This window comes from Tabrizicola sp. BL-A-41-H6, assembly GCF_050632395.1.
Taxonomy (GTDB): domain Bacteria; phylum Pseudomonadota; class Alphaproteobacteria; order Rhodobacterales; family Rhodobacteraceae; genus JAUYQR01.
The window spans coordinates 2,838,881-2,858,091 of the sequence record NZ_CP192600.1; the positions used below are offsets into that span (position 1 = coordinate 2,838,881).

15 protein-coding genes are annotated in these 19,211 nt (G+C 65.5%); 6 read left to right on the top strand and 9 right to left on the bottom strand.

All coding sequences use genetic code 11. The features are described 5' to 3' along the window. The first annotated feature begins 7 nt into the window (after positions 1 to 7). The 3 genes from ACROUL_RS13880 to ACROUL_RS13890 all read left to right on the top strand — a co-directional run bounded on the left by ACROUL_RS13880 (position 8) and on the right by ACROUL_RS13890 (position 2,899). Entirely contained in the window at positions 8 to 607 is a 600-nt protein-coding gene (locus ACROUL_RS13880; protein ID WP_431300056.1) for a CvpA family protein, read from the top strand. A gap of 85 nt (positions 608 to 692) precedes the next feature. Further along, on the top strand, positions 693 to 2,156 hold the full coding sequence (gene purF, locus ACROUL_RS13885; RefSeq protein ID WP_431300057.1) for an amidophosphoribosyltransferase: 1,464 nt from the start codon (positions 693 to 695) through the stop codon (positions 2,154 to 2,156). A gap of 74 nt (positions 2,157 to 2,230) precedes the next feature. Continuing rightward, complete coding sequence (locus ACROUL_RS13890) at positions 2,231 to 2,899, top strand: SDR family NAD(P)-dependent oxidoreductase (RefSeq protein WP_431300058.1); 669 nt, start codon at positions 2,231 to 2,233, stop codon at positions 2,897 to 2,899. A 22-nt stretch (positions 2,900 to 2,921) separates the two neighbouring features. On the opposite strand, the gene ACROUL_RS13895 is transcribed toward ACROUL_RS13890, so the two are convergent. The 7 genes from ACROUL_RS13895 to ACROUL_RS13925 all read right to left on the bottom strand — a co-directional run bounded on the left by ACROUL_RS13895 (position 2,922) and on the right by ACROUL_RS13925 (position 13,456). Next, a complete protein-coding gene (locus ACROUL_RS13895) occupies positions 2,922 to 4,049 on the bottom strand; it encodes a cystathionine gamma-lyase (protein ID WP_431300059.1) in 1,128 nt (375 codons plus the stop codon). 136 nt (positions 4,050 to 4,185) lie between these two features. Continuing rightward, entirely contained in the window at positions 4,186 to 5,085 is a 900-nt protein-coding gene (locus ACROUL_RS13900) for an NAD(P)-dependent oxidoreductase (protein WP_431300060.1), read from the bottom strand. Between the two features lie 66 nt (positions 5,086 to 5,151). Beyond that, on the bottom strand, positions 5,152 to 6,582 hold the full coding sequence (locus ACROUL_RS13905; protein WP_431300061.1) for an aldehyde dehydrogenase family protein: 1,431 nt from the start codon (positions 6,580 to 6,582) through the stop codon (positions 5,152 to 5,154). Between the two features lie 7 nt (positions 6,583 to 6,589). After that, a complete protein-coding gene (locus ACROUL_RS13910; protein ID WP_431300062.1) occupies positions 6,590 to 8,143 on the bottom strand; it encodes a trimethylamine methyltransferase family protein in 1,554 nt (517 codons plus the stop codon). Then, positions 8,140 to 8,511, bottom strand: coding sequence for an isocitrate lyase/phosphoenolpyruvate mutase family protein (locus ACROUL_RS13915; RefSeq protein ID WP_431300063.1), 372 nt, complete (start codon positions 8,509 to 8,511; stop codon positions 8,140 to 8,142). The genes ACROUL_RS13910 and ACROUL_RS13915 overlap by 4 nt, the downstream gene beginning before the upstream one ends. After that, the gene (locus ACROUL_RS13920; RefSeq protein WP_431300064.1) at positions 8,508 to 10,970 is read right to left on the bottom strand and encodes a GcvT family protein; all 2,463 of its coding nucleotides are present in this window, start codon (positions 10,968 to 10,970) and stop codon (positions 8,508 to 8,510) included. Before ACROUL_RS13920 ends, ACROUL_RS13915 begins: the two co-directional genes overlap by 4 nt. A 59-nt stretch (positions 10,971 to 11,029) precedes the next feature. Continuing rightward, positions 11,030 to 13,456: a GcvT family protein gene (locus ACROUL_RS13925; RefSeq protein ID WP_431300065.1), complete on the bottom strand. Its 2,427-nt coding sequence runs from the start codon at positions 13,454 to 13,456 to the stop codon at positions 11,030 to 11,032. A 102-nt stretch (positions 13,457 to 13,558) separates the two neighbouring features. Between ACROUL_RS13925 and ACROUL_RS13930 the strand changes: the two genes are divergently transcribed. Then, positions 13,559 to 14,404 carry a LysR family transcriptional regulator gene (locus ACROUL_RS13930; protein ID WP_431300066.1) on the top strand — a complete coding sequence of 282 codons (846 nt, stop codon included), beginning with the start codon at positions 13,559 to 13,561 and terminating at the stop codon, positions 14,402 to 14,404. Here ACROUL_RS13930 and ACROUL_RS13935 read toward each other — a convergent pair. Together ACROUL_RS13935 and ACROUL_RS13940 are read right to left on the bottom strand one after the other, a co-directional pair. Then, complete coding sequence (locus ACROUL_RS13935; protein WP_431300067.1) at positions 14,401 to 15,087, bottom strand: GntR family transcriptional regulator; 687 nt, start codon at positions 15,085 to 15,087, stop codon at positions 14,401 to 14,403. The two genes, ACROUL_RS13930 and ACROUL_RS13935, sit on opposite strands and share 4 nt — an antisense overlap. Beyond that, positions 15,084 to 16,421, bottom strand: a complete 1,338-nt coding sequence (locus tag ACROUL_RS13940) for a formimidoylglutamate deiminase (protein WP_431300068.1) — start codon at positions 16,419 to 16,421, stop codon at positions 15,084 to 15,086. Before ACROUL_RS13940 ends, ACROUL_RS13935 begins: the two co-directional genes overlap by 4 nt. Positions 16,422 to 16,491: 70 nt before the next feature. On the opposite strand from ACROUL_RS13940, the gene hutI reads away from it, so the two are divergent. After that, positions 16,492 to 17,691: an imidazolonepropionase gene (gene hutI, locus ACROUL_RS13945; RefSeq protein ID WP_431300069.1), complete on the top strand. Its 1,200-nt coding sequence runs from the start codon at positions 16,492 to 16,494 to the stop codon at positions 17,689 to 17,691. Continuing rightward, on the top strand, positions 17,681 to 19,210 hold the full coding sequence (gene hutH, locus ACROUL_RS13950) for a histidine ammonia-lyase (RefSeq protein WP_431300070.1): 1,530 nt from the start codon (positions 17,681 to 17,683) through the stop codon (positions 19,208 to 19,210). The genes hutI and hutH overlap by 11 nt, the downstream gene beginning before the upstream one ends. The last annotated feature ends 1 nt before the right edge of the window (position 19,211 follow it).

A 19,211-nucleotide genomic window follows, 5' to 3' on the forward strand; every position in this document is an offset into this window, starting at 1 on the left:
CTGACACATGGAAAACTTGACCGCAGTCGATGGCGGGGCGGCGCTGATCGTGGTGATCTCGGCGATCCTGGCCTTCTCGCGCGGGCTGGTCCGCGAATTGATGGCGATCCTCGGTTGGGTGGGTGCCGCGATCCTGGCCTTCATCTTCGCGCCGTCGGCACAGCCCCTGGTCAAGGAATTGCCCGTGGTGGGCGAATTTCTTTCTGGCAGTTGCGAGCTTTCTGTCGTTGCGGCCTTTGCAGGGGTATTCGCCATCGGCCTGATCGTGGCAGCACTCTTTACGCCGCTCTTTTCCTCGGCCGTGCAACGCTCGGCGCTTGGCGGCATCGACCAGGCGCTCGGTTTCCTGTTCGGCGCGCTGCGCGGCGTGTTGCTGATCGCGGTTGCCTTCGTCGTTTACGACCGCGTCCTGTCGGATCAGGCGATCCCGATGATCGACAACAGCCGCACCGCCAAGGTTTTCGCCAACTTCCAGGCAAACATCGACGAAAACATCCCGACCGATGCGCCCGGCTGGATCGCTGCCCGCTATAACGAATTGACCGATGTATGTCTCGCCGACGGCACCGAAGCGGCGCCCGAGCCTGCGCCGGCCCCGGCCAACTGAGACGCCGCGACGCGGCATTACGGGCGTGACAGTGGCGCGGCGGTGCCCTAAAGGAAGGCACGCCTTGTGCAAGGAGTCGCTTCCCATGCAACCGTTCCGCTCGCACCCCTTCGATGACGACAAGCTGAAGGAAGAGTGCGGCATCTTCGGCGTGGTCGGTGTTTCCGATGCCTCGAACTTCGTGGCACTAGGCTTGCACGCCTTGCAGCACCGGGGCCAGGAGGCGGGCGGCATCGTCAGCTACCACCCAGACCAAGGCTTCAACTCGGCCCGACGCTTCGGCTATGTGCGCGACAATTTTACCAAGCCAGACGTGATGGACACGCTGCCCGGCAGCCTCGCCATCGGACATGTCCGCTATTCCACCGCCGGATCTAAGGGGTCCACCGCAATCCGCGACGTGCAGCCCTTCTTTGGCGAGTTTTCGATGGGCGGCTGCGCCATCGCCCACAACGGCAACCTGACCAACGCCTCCGCCCTGCGGCGCGAACTTATCGAGCGCGGCTCGATCTTCCAGTCCTCCTCCGATAGCGAATGCATCATCCACCTGATGGCGCGGTCGATCCAGAAAACCCTCGCCGAACGCATCAAGGACGCGCTGCGCCGCGTCGAAGGCGCGTTCTCCGTCGTCGCGATGACCCGCACCAAACTGATCGGCGTGCGTGACCCCTTGGGCGTCCGCCCGCTCGTCCTCGGTCGCCTCGGCGACCACGGCTGGGCGCTGTCGTCGGAAACCTGCGCGCTTGACATCATCGGCGCCGATTTCGTGCGCGAAATCGAGCCGGGCGAGATGGTCGTGATCGAGGGCAACAAGGTCGAATCGACCCGCCCCTTCGCCCCCGCGAAATCGCGCTTCTGCATCTTCGAGAACGTCTATTTCAGTCGCCCCGACAGCATCATCGGCGGTCGGTCGGTCTATGAAACCCGCCGCCAGATCGGCGTCGAACTGGCGATCGAAGCACCGGTCGATGCCGACCTCGTCTGTCCGGTGCCCGACAGCGGCACCCCCGCCGCCATCGGCTACAGCCAGCAATCCGGCATCCCCTACGCGATGGGCATCATCCGCAACCAGTACATGGGCCGGACGTTCATCGAACCGACCGACAGCATCCGCAACATGGGCGTGCGGCTGAAGCTGAACGTCAACCGCGCGCTGATCAAAGGCAAGCGCGTGATTCTGGTCGACGACTCGGTCGTGCGCGGCACCACCAGCCGCAAGATCAAGGACATGATCCTTGAGGCCGGTGCCGCCGAAGTCCACTTCCGCATCGCCTCGCCCCCCACCGCCTGGCCCTGCTTTTACGGCGTCGACACGCCCGAACGCTCGAAACTCCTTGCCGCGACGATGTCGGAAGACGAAATGCGCGACTGGATCGGCGTCGACAGCCTCAAGTTCGTGTCGCTTGACGGCCTCTACCGAGCCGCAGGCGAAGCGATGGGTCGCGACATGGCCAGCCCCCAATACTGCGATGCCTGCTTCTCCGGCGATTACCCGGTCGCTCCCTCGGACAAGATCGAGGAAGGCTTCGAGATGAAAGCGGCGGAGTAACCCCGCCCCTTGCCATTTGCTCGTTTCAAAAATACTCCCGCCGGAGGCTCCGACAGCCCCGCAAGGAATGACGCATGACCGAAAAGATCGCCCAGAAAGTTGCGCTCGTTACCGGCGCCTCACGCGGCCTTGGTGCGGCCCTTGCCGAACAACTGGCGCTGCGCGGCTGGCATATCGTAGCCGTCGCGCGGACAGTCGGGGGCCTCGAAGACCTTGATGACCGCGTGAAACGCGCAGGCCAGCCGGGTGCTGGCGGGCTGACACTGGCACCGATGGACGCGACCAACGACGATGCGATGCGACACCTCTGCCGGTCGATCTTTGACCGCTGGGGTGGGCTTGGCCTCTGGGTTCATGCCGCCGTTCATGCGGCCCCGCTGTCGCCGGCAGCGCATCTGGACCAGAAGGATTGGGACAAGTCGATCGCGACCAACGTCCGCGCCACAGGGATGCTCATCCCTATGGTCGAACCCCTGCTGCGCGCCCACGGCGGAACGGCGGTTTTCCTTGATGACGCCCGGGCCGGCCAGCCGTTCTTTGGCGCCTATGGGGCCACCAAGGCGGCGCAGATCGGGCTTGCCCGCAGTTGGCAGGCAGAGGCCGCGAAACACGGGCCGCGCGTTATGATCGCAACCCCTGCGCCGCTCCCGACCGCCACCAGGGCACGGTTCTTTCCCGGCGAGGATCGCAGCAAGCTGGCCGATCCACAGGCCGAGGCCGCGCGAATTCTCGACGCGCTCTGATCGTCCGGAATCCCATTCCGTCTTAAAGGGTTGCCGGCATCCCCTGGTCGGCCAGCGCGTCCGCAATCGCGGTCCACAGCACCTCGACCGGCTCCACGCCGACCGACAGCCGGATGAAGCCTTCCGGCACCATGTCGCCCCAGCGGGCACGGCGCTCTCCGGCCGAATGTGTGCCGCCGAAACTGGTCGATTGCTCGATCAGCGGGCAGCGGGCAAGAAACCCCTCTGCCGCCGCAGCATCGGCCAATTCGAACCCGATCAGGAACCCGCCGTTCGCCATCTGGCCGCCCACCGCCCAGTGCGACGCATCACCCGCCAAGCCCGGATAACGCAGCCGCCTGACCGACTGATGCGCCGAAAGCCGACCCGCGATCACCGCTGCCGAGGCGCACATCCGCTCAAGCCGCAGCTCCAGTGTCTCCAGCCCGCGATGCACCAGAAAGGCCTCGAACGGGCCGGGGATTGCCCCCGCCATGCGCCGCCAGTCCCGCACACGCCCGATCATGGCCGGATCACGCCCCGCGACATGGCCAAAGAGCACGTCTGAATGGCCCGCCGGGGCCTTGGTGTCCGAAGCCACCACAAGGTCGCAGCCAAGGTCCAGCGGCTGCTGCAAAAGCGGTGTCATCGTCGTGTTGTCGGCGATGACCCGGGCCCCCGCCGCCCGCGCGCGCGAGGCGACCCCGGCGATATCCACGACCTCCAGCCCGGGGTTCGAGGGCGTCTCAAGGTAGACCACCGCGGCCCCGGTGAAATCCGCGGTCGCGTAGGCGCTGGTCGCTATCTGGGTGACCTCGACGCCAAGGGTCCTGAGAAAGCCGTCGGACAGCACCCGCGTCACGTAATAGCCGTCCGATGGTATGACCAGCCGGTCACCCGACCGTAGGGTGGCAAAAAGCGCGGCGGCAATGGCGGCCATGCCCGACGGGAACGAGACGACCTCGGCCTCTTCGAGCAGCGCAAGCTGGGCTTCGACCGCATCCCAGCTTGGGTTGCCGTTGCGTCCGTAGATCTGACCACCGGCCTGCACATGAGGCAGGTGAAACGTCGCCGAGGCCGTGATCGGCGGCACCACCGGATCGCCCTGCTCCAGCGCGGCCTTGCGGTGATGCAGCATCCGCGCCACACGCGCTTGAACGGACTTGGTCATGCTGGTGCCTCCACTGATCCTCGTGAGGGCCACTGTCCCCTGTCCCGCGCAGCGCTTCAAGTCTTAACGAGGCGTAAACTCATTTGGATAAGGCATTGATTCTGCTAGGGTGAAGCGATGTCCCACCGTGGGACACTCACTCAAGCCGCGCCGGAAAGCCGGGGGCGCGCAGATCGGTGCCAAGAAGGTCTTCCAGAAGCTTCGCGATCATCGGCGATTGCGCCTCGCCGCCATAGGCCGCCTTGGCCGCGATGTAGGTCTGGTTCGTCATCGAGGCGAGGTCCAGCGGCACGCCGAACTCCTTGCCGAACCCAAGCGCGAAGCTCAGGTCTTTCAGCGCAAGATCGATGTTGAAGGCGATGTCGTAGGAACCATTCAAGATCAGCGCGCCTTCGGTCTCGTGGACGAACGAATTGCCGGACGAGGCCTGAATCGCGTGCCATGCCTGCGCAAGGTCAAGCCCACCGCGCTTGGCCAGCATCAACGCCTCGGACGTGGCCTTCAGGTGGATGAAGGCCAGCATGTTGGTGATAACCTTGATGATCGACGACGACCCGAGCGGCCCCATATGGAAGATCCGGTCGCCCATCGCCTGCATCGCGCCGTGGTGCAGATCGAAAAGGTCGCGGTCGCCACCTGCCAGCATGGTGATCTTGCCTTGATAGGCCAGATGCACGCCGCCCGTTACCGGAAGTTCCATCATCCGCACCCCACCTTCGCTGGCGACGGCGGCCAGTTTCAGCACCTCGTCACGGCCCAAAGTGGACATCTCCAGCCAGTTCGTACCCGGCTTCATGTGGGGCAGGATATTGCGCAACACGCGTTCAGACACGGCGGGCGACGGCAAGCAGGTGATGACGTGATCGACCTGCCCGGCGAGCGCCTCGGCGCTGGTCGCAAGGGTCGCGCCATGGGCGATCAGCGGATCGGCAAGGGCGGGGTTCAGGTCATAGACCGTGACCTGAAAGCCCGCTTTCAGAAGGCAGCCAGCGCAGGCGGCCCCAAGGTTGCCGAGGCCGATGTAACCGTAGTGCATGATGTCCCTGTCCGTCTTTATGGATCAGCTGTATGGGGCAGCGGCTGCACGCCGCCGCCGTTGGTTTCATTCGCCGTAGCCGACGATGCCTTTCACTTCGCAGAAGTCGTGGATGCCCCAATCGGCGTATTCGCGGCCGTTGCCGGACTGCTTGTAGCCGCCGAACGGGGCGGAGGTGTCCCAGTCGGGGTAGTTGAGGTTCACGGTGCCCGCGCGCAGGCGGCGGGCGACGGGAATTGCATCCTCCACCGGGCCGGCGATGTAGGCGGCAAGGCCGTAGATCGTGTCATTGGCCTGGGCGATGGCGTCGGCGATGCTGTCGTAGGGCTGGATCGCGAGGACCGGGCCGAAGATTTCCTCTTTCGAGATGGTCATGGTGTTGACCACGTCGCCAAAGACGGTGGGGCGCACGAACCAGCCGCGGTTGAGGTCAGCCGGGCGGCCGACGCCGCCGGTGACAAGGGTGGCGCCTTCGTCGATGCCGGCCTGGATCAGGCGCTGGACCTTGTCGAACTGGAGTTTCGAGACAAGCGGCCCCATGACGGTGGAGACGTCGCGCGGATCGCCGACCTTGATCGCCTCGGCGGCCTCTTTCGCCACTGCGAGCGCCTCGGCGTGGCGCGCGCGGGGCACCAGCATCCGGGTCGGCGCGTCGCAGGACTGGCCGGTGTTGGACATGACGGCGGTGACGCCGGCGGCGACAGCCTCGGCGATGTTGGCGGTGGGCAGGATGATGTTGGGGGATTTGCCGCCCATTTCCTGCGCCACGCGCTTGGCGGTGGGGGCGGCGGTGGCGGCGATCTGGGTGCCGGCCCGGGTGGAGCCGGTGAAGGACACCATGTCGACCTCGGGGTGTTCGGACATCCGCGCGCCAACCTCGGGGCCGGCACCGTGGACGAGGTTGAAGACGCCGGGGGGCACGCCCGCGTCATGGCAGACCTGCGCGAACAGGGTGCCGGACAGGGGGGCGATTTCGGACGGTTTCAGCACCATGGTGCAGCCGGCGATCAGCGCGGGCGCGACCTTGCAGGCGATCTGGTTCATCGGCCAGTTCCACGGCGTGATCAGCGAACAGACGCCGATGCCTTCGTAGATGATGCGCGTGGTGCCGCGGTTGTATTCCCAGACCATTTCCTCGGCGGCCTTGATGGTGGCCTCCATGTGGACTTGACCGGCCCAGGCCTGTGCACCGCGCGCCCAGGTGATCGGGGCGCCCATTTCGGTGGACATGACTTGGGCGAAGTCTTCGTAGCGGTCGTTGTAAACCTCCAGCACGCGCTTCACGACAGCGATGCGCTCGGCCACGGGGCGGTAGGTCCAACCATCGAACGCGGCGCGGGCGGCCAGGATGGCGCGGTCGGCGTCGGCCTCGTTGCCCATCGCAACTTCGCAGACGATTTCTTCGGTGGCGGGATTTTCGACGCCCATCCGCGCTTTCGAAATGGGGTCGACCCATTGCCCATTGATGTAGAATTTCAGCATGTTGGCGGGGATCATTGAGACCTCACTTGAAGTAGATGTTGTATTTCGCGCGGATCGCGGCGTCGATCTCAGGATCGATCCGGCTGCCCGCCTTGGCGAGGATAGCATTCTTGCGGGCGATCGCGGTGTCAAGGAGCAGCGGTTTGCCGGCCTCGTTCCATTCCTTTGGCGACATGCGGTTGCCGACCTTGGGATAGATGTATTCGGTCTGCATCAACTTCAGTGTCTGGTCGGAGCCGAGGTAGTGGCCAGGGCCGCCAAGGCACACCTCTTTCATTGCGTCGAGCGAGGTGCTGTCCGGTGTGACGTCTATCCCGCGAACAAGGCGCATGGTCTGGCCGAGGAGGTCGTCGCCGAGGACCAGCGATTCAAGGCAGAAGCCGAGGAGCGAAGCGTGCATCCCGACCGCCTCGTAACACATGTTCAGACCGGCGAGGCCGGCAAGTGCGTTGGTGATGCCCTGCTCCCACCCGGCCTGCATGTCGGGCAGTTTGCTGTCGCTGATGCCCGAGGCGGCGCCACCTGGCAGGTCGTAGAAGTGGTGCATCTGGGCGCAACCGGCTGTCAGGAGCGCCTGTTCGGCGCTGCCGCCGGACATCGCACCCGTGCGCAGGTCACTGACGAAGGGCCAAGTGCCGAAGATGCAAGGCGCGCCCTTCTTGATGGAGTTTGCGTAGACGACACCGGCGAGGCATTCCGCCACTGCCTGCACGATGGTCAGCGCGATGGGGGCAGGTGCGGTGGCCCCAGCCTGCCCGGCGGAAAGGAGGAGCATCGGCATCCCACGACGGATGCAATCCTCCATCGTGATGCAGGATTCCTCGGCGAATTTCATCGGGGGGACGACGAAGCAATTGGAATTGCTGACAAACGGGCGTTCCAGCCACTTTTCCTCGCCGCCCGCGACCATGTGGATGAGGTCGAAGCAATCGGCGACGTGGGCGGGGTCAGAGAACGAGGTGCCGACGTGCTTCACAGTGCCGGAGAGGCTGCCGTAGAGGGTGTTGAGGTCCATCTCGCGGTTGTCGACCACGTCGCGGCAGACCATCGTGCGCTGGTAGAAGTGGATGTTGTCAAGGTTGTCGACGAGGCGGGCGGCGTCATAAAGGTCCTGCGCGGTGGAATCGCGATACTCCAGCGTGACCGGGTCAACGATGTGCACCGCAGCGCCCGCCGTGCCGTAATGCACGTTGGTGCCGGACAGGTGCAGGTCGTAGCGCGGGTCGCGGGCGTGCAGCGTGATGTTGCGCGCAGCCACGGCCAGCATGTCTTCGACCAGCGCGCGGGGAAAGCGCAAGCGGCCGTCGTCGCCCTGGATGGCGCCGGCCTTGGTCATGATCTCCACCCCCGAGGGCGGGGCTTGGGAGAGGCCGATCTGTTCCAGGGCATCGAGAGCGGCGGCGTGTATCTGCTGCACACCTTCGTCGGTCAGCGGTTTGTAACGGCCGCCGGGCATGCCGGGGCGGACGGGGCGCACGTCGTCGGCCAAGGGCGCCGCGCGCATCGCAACGCGGGCAGAGCGGCCACCGGGGCGACGGGCGCGGGAAGGTTCGCAGATTTCGCCAAGGTCGGTCATTGTGCGTTACTCCCGAAGGTCAAAAGGTCGTCGATTTCCGCGCCGGATGCGGTGGCGGAGAGGAGGGCAAAGCTGCCCTGCCCCAGCATGGCGCCCACGCTGTCGCGAATCGCGGCATGGGTCAGGCGCGCGATCTGGCTGCCGGTGGAGATGCGGCGGACACCCATGGCCGCGAGTTCCGCGACGATGACACCGCCAAAGTCGGGGCGGCCGAGGGTGAAGGCCTGGGCGGCAGAACTGGTGGCCAATGCCTGTACACCAACTGCTGCCATCATGCGGGCGGAGCCACGATCCCATGGGTGCGGGATGACGAAACATCCCGTCTGGTGAAGGTCATGGAACCCCTGATGCCGCGCGGCCAGTGTCATGCGCGCACCCTTTCGGATTTCGGGTCGTGCATCGGGGCGAGGCTGGCGATGGCCTTGTGGCGCTGGCCCGCCACCTCTATCTCGTAGGTGGACCCAAGGATGTCGGCGTCGGTCTGGCCCCTGCAGGGGACGTAGCCCATGCCAATGGCACCGCCAAGGAAGTGGCCGTAATTGCCGGACGTGACCGGGCCGATGATCTGGCCGTCGCGGACGAGGGCTTCGTTGTGGAAAAGCAGCGGCTCGGGGTCCGTCAGGCGGAACTGGACGAGCTTGCGCGGCAGGCCTTCGTCTTCCCTCCGCAGCACTGCATCGCGACCGATGTAGCCGGGCTTCTTGCGGCTGGCGGTAAAGCCTAGGCCCGCGTCAAGCACATGGTCTTCGTCGGTAATGTCGTGACCCCAATGGCGGTAAGCCTTTTCAATCCGGCAACTGTCGAGGGTATGGAGGCCGCACAGCTTCAGGCCAAGATCGGCACCCGCTGCCTCGATCGCCTCGAAGACATGCGCGGTCTGATCGGCGGAGACGTAAAGCTCCCAGCCAAGTTCACCCACGTAAGTCACTCGATGCGCACGGGCGAGACCCATGCCCGCCTCGATTTCACGCGCAGTGCCAAAGGGATGGGCGGCGTTGCTGAAGTCCGCCGGGCTCAGGCGCTGCATCAGGTCGCGCGATTTCGGCCCCATGACGCAGAGCACGGATTCGGCTGCCGTCATGTCAGTGATCACGGCAAAATCATCAGCCAGATGGGCGCGGAGCCACGCGAGATTGCGCTGCAAGGTGGCGCCGGGGACGACCAGCAGGTAGGCGGTCTCGGAAAGGCGGGTCACGGTAAGATCGGCCTCTATCCCCCCTCGATCATTGAGGAGCATGGTGTAAACGATGCGGCCCGTGGCCACATCCATCTCGGCCGAGGCGACGCGGTTCAGGAAGCGGCAGGCATCGCGTCCCTCGACCCGGATCTTGCCGAACGACGTCATGTCGAAGAAGCCGACACCTTCCCGCACCGCCATGTGTTCGGCGCGCTGATTGTCGAACCAGTTCTGCCGCTTCCAGGAATAGCGGTACTCCCTCTCCTGCCCTTCGTTGGCAAACCAGTTGGCGCGTTCCCAGCCCGCAACCTCGCCAAAGACCGCGCCGCGCGCTTTCAGGTGATCGTGGATCGGCGAGCGGCGCACCCCGCGCGAAGTCACGACCTGACGGTACGGGAAGTGATCGGCATAGAGGAGGCCAAGCGTTTCCGACACCCGTTCCTTCAAATAGCTGCGGTTGCGCTGGAACGGCTGGGCGCGGCGGATGTCGACCTCCCACAGGTCGAAGGGCGCCTCACCTTCGGTGATCCAATGCGCCAGCGCCATTCCCGCCCCGCCCGACCCAGCGATGCCGACCGAGTTGTAGCCCGCAGCAACCCAATATCCGCCCAGTTCCGGCGCCTCGCCCAGATAGTAGCGGTCGTCGGGTGTAAAGCTTTCCGGGCCGTTGAAGAAGGTGTGGATGCCGGCGGTCTGAAACAGCGGCAAGCGATTCATCGCGTGTTCGAGGATCGGCTGGAAGTGGTCCCAATCCTCGGGCAGCGTGTCGAACATGAAATCATCGCGGATGCCCGACTGGCCCCAGCCCGTCATGCCCCAGGGCTTGGCCTTGGGTTCGAACGCGCCGACCATCATCTTGCCAGCATCGGATTTGTAATAGGCGCATTCGTCGGGCACCCGCAGGACGGGCAAATGCCCAAGCCCCTCAACGGGTTCCGTGACGAGATAGAAGTGCTCGCAGGCATGCAGCGGCAGCGTGACGCCCGAGGCTTCGGCAAGGTCGCGGCCCCACATGCCGCCGCAGTTGACGACGACGTCGGTAGCGATATGGCCCGGCTCCCCGTCAGCACCGATGTAATCGACGCCGGTGACACGGCCCGCAGCCTTGGTCACGGCCGTCACCTTGGTATGCTCGACGATCTGCGCGCCGCGCATCCGCGCCCCCTTGGCCAGCGCCATCGCGATGTTCGCAGGATCGCATTGGCCATCAAGCGGCAAGGCCACCGCGCCCACCACGCCGTCGATGTTAAGGTGCGGATACTTCGCCTTGGCCTCAACGGGCGAGATCTCGTGCACCTCAACGTCGAAGATCCGCGCGACGGTGGCTTGGCGCAGCAACTCCTCGTGCCGCGCCTCGGTCAGCGCGACCGAGATGCTGCCCACTTGCCGCATCCCCGTCTCAACCCCTGTCTCGGCGGCAAGCTTGACGTAAAGGTCAGCGGAATACTTGGCCAGCCGTGTCATATTGGCAGACCCGCGCAACTGGCCGATCAACCCGGCGGCGTGCCAGGTTGTGCCGGAGGTCAGTTGCTTGCGTTCCAGCAGCACCACATCGGTCCAGCCCATCTTGGCCAGATGATAGGCCACCGAACAGCCCGACACCCCGCCCCCGATGACCACTGCCCGCGCCTGCCTTGGAATCTCAGCCATTCATCTGTCCTCAAATATCCCACGGGGGTGCGGGGGTGTGAACCCCCCGCTGCCGCCGGTCACGCCTTGATCCGCTCGTTCTTCGCATCCCAGACCGCCCCGAAGCCCAGCACTTCGGCAGCCAGCCGCTCGCCGTAGACTTCCACCTCCAGCGCCGCCCCCTTCACCGCGAGGTCGGCTTTCAGCATCCCCAGCGCCACCACATGGCCCACCCGGTGGCCCATCGCAGCACTGGTCACTTCGCCCACGATGCGGTCGTCGTGCCAGAGGTTGGCCATGTAAGGCGGGTCGGCGGGGCCGGTGGCGACCTTCAGCGCGACAAAGCGCTTGGCGACACCACGCTGTTTTTCGGCCGCGAGGGCTGGTTTGCCGGGAAATTCCTTGCCCCAGTCGATGAAGCGTTCAAGCCCGCCCTCCAGCAGCGAATAGTCCGTGGAAAGGTCGCCCTTCCACGCCCGGTAGCCCTTTTCGATGCGCAGGCTGTTCAGGGCGCGCATCCCGAACGGCACCGCGCCGCTTTGTAAAAGCGTGCCATAGATCGCCGGTGCATCGGCGCGGTCGCAGTGGATTTCCCAGCCAAGTTCGCCCGCGAAACTGACGCGGACCAGCGCTACGTTGCGGCCCGCCACCTTGGCGGCGTACTGGATCGACAGCCACGGCAGCGTCAGGTCAGCGTCCGTGATCGGCGCGAGGATGTCGCGGGCCTTGGGGCCGGTGACGATGAAACAGTGGATGCGGTCGGACCAGTCTTCCAGTGTCACACCCTCGGGCAAACCCCGGCGGATCAGGTCGGCGTCGTGCTTTTGCGCGATGGCGGCAGTGATCACGCCGATGTCTTCGTCGTTGAACGGCAGCACGGTCATTTCGGTCACGATCCGGCCGCGGTCGTCGGCAAAGTAGGCAAGCCCGATCTTGCCGTCGGGTGGCAGGCGGCTGGCGGTCAGGCTATCCAGATGCGCCCGCGCGCCGGGGCCGGAAAGGCGCAGCCGGGTGAAGCCGGGCAGGTCCAGAACCCCTGCCCCGTCGCGCACGGCGGCGCATTCGGAGGCGATGCGGGCCTCCCACGGGCCGGCACGGTTCCAGGTCTGCGTGGCTTCCCACGAGGTGTCGTCGCCGGGCATGGCGAACCATTCGGCGCGTTCCCAGCCGTTGTAGGGCGCCATGACGCCGCCCAAGGCCTTCACACTCTCATGTACCGGCGACAGTTTGCGGTCGGGCGCTGCGGGCCAGCGGGCCATCGGGAAATGCATCCCGTATTCGTGGCCATAAACCTCCATCCCCTTTTGGACGCAGTAGTCCTCATCCTCCCAACCGGTGAAGCGGCGCGGGTCACAAGACCACATGTCCCATTCGGTGCCGCCTTCCGTGACCCATTCGGCCAGCACCTTGCCCGCCCCCCCGGCCTGACAGATGCCGAAGGTGAAAACGCACGCTTCGAACGCGTTCGGCACACCGGGCATCGGGCCGATCAGCGGGTTGCCGTCGGGGGTGTAGGGGATCGGGCCGTTGATCACCTTGGTGAGCGCGGCCTTTTCCAACAGCGGCACACGGGCCATTGCATCGGCGATATGCCATTCCAGCCGTTCCAGATCGTCGGGGAAGAGCTGGAAGCTGAAATCCTGCGGGAACGGGTCGTCGGGCGTGTGCCAATGCGCGCGGCAGTTCGCCTCGTAGGGCCCGAGGTTGAAGCCGTGCTTTTCCTGACGCAGGTAGTAGGAGCTGTCGACGTCGCGCAGAAGGGGCAGCTTGCCGCCGGTCTCAGCCGAATAGGCCGCGATTTCGGGGATGGTGTCGAAGAGCATGTATTGATGGCTCATCACCATCATCGGAAGGTTGCGGTTGAACATCTTGGCGACCTCGCGGGCGTAGTAGCCAGCGGCGTTCACAACATATTCGGCGCGCACTTCGCCCTTCGGAGTGGAGAGTACCCACTCGGTCCCGGTCCAGCGCGCATCGGTGACGGGGCAGAACCGTTCCACACGCGCACCGAGGTTGCGCGCACCCTTGGCCAACGCCTGGGTCAGTTGCGCGGGGTCGATGTCACCGTCGTAGGGGTCGTAGAGCGCGCCGGTCAGATCGTGGGTTTCAACGAAGGGATATTTGGAGCGGATCTCGTCAGGGCCGAGGATCGCGAGGTCCATGGCCTGAGTGCGACCCATGCCGACGACGCGCTTGAATTCCTGCAACCGTTCCGGCGAATGGCCAAGTCGGACCGAGCCGGTGACGTGATAGTTCATCGGGTAATCAACCGCCGCGCCGAGGCCCCGGTAGAGGCCTGCCGAATAGCGCTGCATGTTCATGATAGACCACGAGGCGGAGAAGGTCGGCACGTTGCCCGCCGCGTGCCAGGTTGAGCCTGCGGTCAGTTCGTTCTTTTCCAAAAGCAGGCTGTCCGTCCACCCGGCCTTTGCCAAATGGTAAAGGCAGGACGCTCCCACCGCGCCGCCACCGATGATGACCACCCGTGCGCTTGCAAATTCGGTCATCGCTGCCCTCCCGGTTCCCGTCGCTACTATCGGGCCGCCTGCGGCAGCTTTCAATTCGGCGCGGGAGGGTCTATTGATCGAAAACTCCGATCAGAGGCCGCCATGCAGATTGATCTTCTGGACACCTTTCTTGATCTGGCCGAGACGCGCAGTTTTCACCGCACCTCGGACCGGCTGGGCATCACGCAATCCACGGTTTCGGCACGGGTCTCCGCGCTGGAGCAGGCGGTGGGGTCGCGGCTGTTCGACCGGTCGCGCGCGGGCACCGACCTGACGCCCGAAGGCAAGCGGTTCGAGCCTCACGCCCGCGCCTTGCGCCACGAATGGAACGAGGCGCGGCGGCGCATTCAGATCCCGCAGGGGGCGGCGCACTTGGTGCGACTTGGCATCCAGAACGATCTGGCGGCTTTGTATCTGGGGGACTGGATGGCGGGGTTCCGGCAGGCGCTGCCGGAGGCCGCCTTTTACATTGAACCGGATTACTCCAACCAGATGTGCGCTGACCTACTGACGGGGATTCTGGATTTTGCGGTTATGTTCAGCCCCAAGCCTCACCCCGACCTGCATTTCGAAAGCGTGGGCGACGTGGCGTACCGGATGGTGTCGACCGAAGCCGGGCGGATGGAAGAGGTGACGGCGGCGCGCTTCGTGTTCGCGCACTTCTCGCCCGCTTTCGAAGAGATGCACCGGCAGCTGACGCCCGGTCTGGCAGGGGCGACGGTGTCTGTCGGACAGTCAGGATCGGTCGTCTCATTGCTGACGGCGATGGGGGGATCAGGCTATGTACTTGCAAAGACGTCGGATCAGCTGGTTGCTGCGGGCGGATTCCGTTTGGTGGCGGACGCGCCGGTGCTGCGCCAGCCGGTGTTTGCGGCGCTGCATATCCGCCACCGGATAGCACCGTTGCACCGGCGGCTGGCGCAACTGGTGGCGCGGCATCTCGCTTAGAACGTCATCTGAACCCGGTGCCCCGGCGCATGGGCAAAGCGCACGAAGGTCACCGGGCCAAGCGTGCCGACGGTGGTGCGTACGGCGATGAAAAGCGCGGTGCCGGGGGGGATGCCCAGCACGGCGGCTTCACGCTCAGTGGCGGGTTCGGCGGTGAAGGTGATGTCGCCGGACACCAGGCTGACGTTGGTCACCAGCCATTCGTTGGCGCTGAGGCCGCCGAAATCTGGGGGCGGGTCAGGCAAGACAGCGGGGTTCAGCCAGCGGTCTTCCAGCACATAGGGGCGTCCGCCTGCCAGATGCAGGGTTTCGAGGTGGCGCAGGATGGTGCCTTCGGGGAGGCCAAGGCGCGAAGTGACGGGGACCGGGCCGGGCCTGGTGTCGTCGGCCAGAAGGTCGAAAGCGTGGGTCAGGCCCTTTGCCTCCACGTCCTGCCGTATCACCGGGATATCCAGCCGCGCGCGGCGGACGGGAAGTTCTGCCACGCGGGTTCCGGCCCGTTTCTTGCGTTCAATCACGCCCGCCTCGGCCAGATCGCGAAGCGCACGGTTCACGGTGGCGCGGGCGACGTTGAATTCCTGCGCGAGGGTTTCCTCATTGGGAATGAGGCCACCTGGCGGCCAGTCGCGGGCGCGGATGCGCCGCAGAACCTCTGCGCGAACCCCTTCCCAACCGCCCGTCATGCGCGGGCTTTCAGGGCGGCGAGGTGGCTGCGGTAGCGCGTCTCGACCCGCTCGCGGGCGATGTGGCGGCCGTCGCGCACGATGTGGCGACCGGCAGACCAGAGGTTTGCAACGGGGCGGTCAGGGGTGGCGAAGATCCAAGCGTCAAGGAGGGTGTCGCCGGACAGACCGTCAAGGGGGCCGGTGTCGGGCGCCATCAGGTCGGCCCACAAGCCGGGGGCAATGGCACCCGAGCGGCGCCCAGCGGCCTGTGCGCCGCCCGCAAGGCTTGCGTCGAGGAGCACCCGGCCAGTGGAGCGGGAGGCGTCGGCCAGCACGGCGCGGGCCTTTTGCCCAAGGCGTTGAGAATACTCCAGCATCCTGAGTTCGCCGGTCAGCGAGATCTGCACGTTGCTATCGGTGCCGACCCCCAGACGCCCACCTGCGGCCTGCCAGCCGGGACCGTCGAAGATGCCATCGCCAAGGTTCGCCTCGGTGATCGGGCAAAGACCGGCGACGGCATGGGTGGCGGCAAGACCGGCAGTCTCGAAGGGCTTCATCTGGGTGGCGTGGATCATGCACCAGCGTTGGTCGACGGGCAGGTTCGCCAGAGCCCATTCAACGGGGCGCGCGCCGTAGGCGGTCTGCACTTCGGCCACCTCCGCCACCTGTTCTGCGAGGTGCAGGTGGATCGGGCCCTGATGGCGGGAAACCTCGGCTAGCGAGGCGCGGCTGACGGCGCGAAGGGAATGGGGGGCCACGCCGATGGCGTCGTCGGGACGGCTGAGGGCGGATCGGGCGGCGGCGTGCAGCGTTTGAAAGCGGTCGAGGTCGCAACCGAACCGCAGTTGTCCGCCAGCAAGGGCACGACCGTCGCAACCGCCCTGTTCGTAAAGGACCGGGAGCAGGGTCAGGCCAAGCCCGGTGTCGACCGCGGCGGCGGCGATGCGGGCGGAAAGTTCCGCGGGGTTGGCGTAGGGCGCACCGCCGGGCTGGTGGTGGAGGTAGTGAAACTCGGCCGCCGCGGCATAGCCCGCCTCGGCCATTTCGATCATTGCAAGGGCGGCGATGGCCTCCACATCCTCAGGGGTGAGATGATCGACGAAGCGGTACATCAAGGCGCGCCATGTCCAGAAACTGTCCTGCCCCGCTGTACGCGCCTCGGTCAGGCCGGCCATCGCGCGCTGGAAGGTGTGCGAGTGCAGGTTTGCCGGCGCGGGCAGGATCAGCGCGTTGCTGTCGCCTTCGGGCGGGCTGTCGGGGATGACGTCGGCAATCCGGCCATCGGTGACAATGATCCGCACATTGGAAGCCCAGCCTTCTGGCAGAAGCGCGGTTTGAGCGTGAAGGATCATGGCGCCTCGCTTGACACGGCATTATGTATAGACATAATAGACAAACAGACAGACATAATGCAAGGTCACAATGTCGCTTCTTCTGACGGACGCAACGCTTGCCACGATGACCGACGGCTATGGGCTGATCGCCGATGGAGCGGTGGCGATTGTGGGGGAACGAATCGCGTGGGTTGGACCGCAATCCGCTATTCCGGCACCTTATCAACAGTTTCCAAAAGAACACTTTGGCGGCCGTCTTGTCACGCCCGGCCTGATCGACTGTCATACCCATGTGATCTTTGGCGGCGACCGGGCAGCCGAATTCGAGATGCGGCTGAACGGTGCCAGCTATGAAGAGGTCGCGCGGGCTGGCGGTGGGATTCTGTCCACGGTGAAGGCGACGCGCGCGGCGTCAGAGGCGGACCTGCTGGCAGCGGCCCTGCCCCGCGTCGACCAGATGATCGCGGCGGGGGCGACCGTGATCGAGGTGAAGTCTGGTTACGGGCTAACCGTTGCGGACGAGGTCAAGATGCTGCGCGTAGCGCGGGGAATAGGCAGAGCGCGGCGGGTGCATGTGGTGACGACGCACCTGGCGGCACATGCCGTGCCCCCCGAGTTCAAAGGACGCGCTGCGGCCTATATCGAAGAGGTCGCGATCCCGTCGCTACGCGCCGCACATGCCGAGGGGCTGGTCGATCACGTAGATGCCTTCTGCGAGGGAATCGCGTTTTCGCCGGATGAACTGCGCCCTTTGTTTGCGGTGGCTGTGCAGTTAGGCCTGCCGATCAAGCTTCATGCCGAGCAACTGTCTGACCTGAAGGGCGCGGTGATGGCCGCCAAGCACGGCGCTCTGTCTGCGGACCATCTGGAATATCTGGGCGCCGATGGCGTCGCTGCAATGGCGGCGGCGGGGACAGTTGCGGTGATCCTGCCGGGAGCGTTCTACACGCTGCGCGAAACTCACGCGCCGCCGATTGCCGCCCTGCGCGCGGCTGGGGTGCGGATGGCTGTGGCAACTGACATGAACCCCGGCTCGTCGCCCATAGCCTCGCTGCCATTGGCGATGAACATGGCCTGCACCTTGTTCCGATTGACCCCGGAGGAGGCGCTTTGTGGCGCGACGGTCCATGCATGTGCGGCACTGGGCCTGACCGACCGGGGCCGGATCGCGCCCGGCCAGCGCGCCGATCTGTGCATCTGGGAGGCGCGGCATCCGGCGGAACTGAGTTACCGAATCGGCGCCACCCCCCTTCATTCCCGCATTTTCGGAGGCGAAATTGACCGCTGAAATCCTGATCCCCGGCCGCACCACGCTGCGCCAATTGGAACGCATCTGGCGCGAGGCGGCGCCCGCGCGGCTTGACCCCTCGGCCAAGGCGGGGGTCGTGGCGGCGGCGGGGCACATCGCCCGCGCGGCGGCGGGAACTGAGGCGGTCTATGGCGTGAACACCGGATTTGGCAAACTCGCAAGCCTGAAGATCGCGCCAGAAGATACTGCTAAACTTCAGAAAAACCTGATCCTGAGCCATTGCTGCGGGGTTGGAGAGGCGATGGAACCCGCCACCGTGCGGCTGATGATGGCGCTAAAACTGCTGTCGTTGGGGCGCGGCGCATCCGGGGTGCGGTGGGAAGTCGTGGCGCTGATCGAAGGGATGCTGGCGAAGGGTGTTGTACCGGTGATCCCGGCACAAGGCTCGGTCGGCGCGTCGGGCGACCTTGCACCGTTGGCTCATATGGCGGCGGCCATGATCGGCGAAGGCGAGGCGGTTTTCGCGGGCGAGACCTTGTCCGGACGCGAGGCTTTGACGCGGGCGGGACTGGTACCGGTGGTACTCGGTCCGAAGGAGGGGCTGGCACTGATCAACGGGACGCAGTTTTCTACCGCCTATGCGCTTGCGGGGTTGTTCGACGGTTGGCGTGCGGCTCAGACTGCGCTGGTAACAAGCGCCATGTCGACCGATGCGGTCATGGGGTCAACCGCGCCGCTGGCGCAGGAAATCCACTCGCTGCGCGGCCATGCCGGGCAGATCGAAGCTGCGGCGGCGATGCGTGATCTGCTGGACGGCTCGGAGATTCGCGAAAGCCACCGCGAGGGCGACACCCGCGTGCAGGACCCCTACTGCATCCGCTGCCAACCGCAGGTGACCGGGGCCGCGATGGATGTGCTGCGGATGGCCGCGCAGACGCTGGAGGTGGAAGCGAACGCGGCGACGGACAACCCCTTGGTGCTGACCGACGGACAGATCGTGTCCGGCGGGAACTTTCACGCGGAACCCGTTGGTTTTGCGGCAGATATGATTGCGATGGCCTTGGCCGAAATTGGTGCCATTGCGCAGCGGCGGGTGGCGTTGATGGTCGACCCGGTGCTGTCGTTCGACCTGCCGGCGTTCCTGACTCCGAAGCCGGGCTTGAACTCGGGCTTCATGATCGCCGAGGTGACGACGGCGGCGTTGATGAGCGAAAACAAGCATCTGGCGCATCCGACGGTGATCGATTCGACCCCCACTTCGGCCAATCAGGAAGACCACGTCAGCATGGCCGCCCACGGCGCGCGGCGGTTGGTGCGAATGAACGCGAACCTGCAGGCGATCCTAGGGGTCGAAGCGCTATGCGCGGCGCAAGGCATCGGGTTTCGTGCGCCACTACAGACCTCTGCCCCCCTGCAGCGGGCGGTAGCGCGCCTGCGCACAGACGTGCCTGCGCTGGAGGATGACCGATACCTTGCCCCCGATCTTGCCGCCGCCGCCTTGATGGTGGCCGACGGCAGCCTTGCCCACGCCACCCTGACCCCCTTGCCGGAGCTTTGAC

Excerpts from the sequence above, each read along its gene's own strand:
- ACROUL_RS13905 (WP_431300061.1), bottom strand. The coding sequence starts at position 6,582 with ATGATCCCCGCCAACATGCTGAAATTCTACATCAATGGGCAATGGGTC.
- ACROUL_RS13880 (WP_431300056.1), top strand. The coding sequence starts at position 8 with ATGGAAAACTTGACCGCAGTCGATGGCGGGGCGGCGCTGATCGTGGTG.
- ACROUL_RS13910 (WP_431300062.1), bottom strand. The coding sequence starts at position 8,143 with ATGACCGACCTTGGCGAAATCTGCGAACCTTCCCGCGCCCGTCGCCCC.
- ACROUL_RS13925 (WP_431300065.1), bottom strand. The coding sequence starts at position 13,456 with ATGACCGAATTTGCAAGCGCACGGGTGGTCATCATCGGTGGCGGCGCG.
- ACROUL_RS13935 (WP_431300067.1), bottom strand. The coding sequence starts at position 15,087 with ATGACGGGCGGTTGGGAAGGGGTTCGCGCAGAGGTTCTGCGGCGCATC.
- purF (WP_431300057.1), top strand. The coding sequence starts at position 693 with ATGCAACCGTTCCGCTCGCACCCCTTCGATGACGACAAGCTGAAGGAA.
- ACROUL_RS13930 (WP_431300066.1), top strand. The coding sequence starts at position 13,559 with ATGCAGATTGATCTTCTGGACACCTTTCTTGATCTGGCCGAGACGCGC.
- ACROUL_RS13900 (WP_431300060.1), bottom strand. The coding sequence starts at position 5,085 with ATGCACTACGGTTACATCGGCCTCGGCAACCTTGGGGCCGCCTGCGCT.
- ACROUL_RS13890 (WP_431300058.1), top strand. The coding sequence starts at position 2,231 with ATGACCGAAAAGATCGCCCAGAAAGTTGCGCTCGTTACCGGCGCCTCA.
- hutI (WP_431300069.1), top strand. The coding sequence starts at position 16,492 with ATGTCGCTTCTTCTGACGGACGCAACGCTTGCCACGATGACCGACGGC.
- ACROUL_RS13895 (WP_431300059.1), bottom strand. The coding sequence starts at position 4,049 with ATGACCAAGTCCGTTCAAGCGCGTGTGGCGCGGATGCTGCATCACCGC.
- ACROUL_RS13915 (WP_431300063.1), bottom strand. The coding sequence starts at position 8,511 with ATGACACTGGCCGCGCGGCATCAGGGGTTCCATGACCTTCACCAGACG.
- ACROUL_RS13920 (WP_431300064.1), bottom strand. The coding sequence starts at position 10,970 with ATGGCTGAGATTCCAAGGCAGGCGCGGGCAGTGGTCATCGGGGGCGGG.
- ACROUL_RS13940 (WP_431300068.1), bottom strand. The coding sequence starts at position 16,421 with ATGATCCTTCACGCTCAAACCGCGCTTCTGCCAGAAGGCTGGGCTTCC.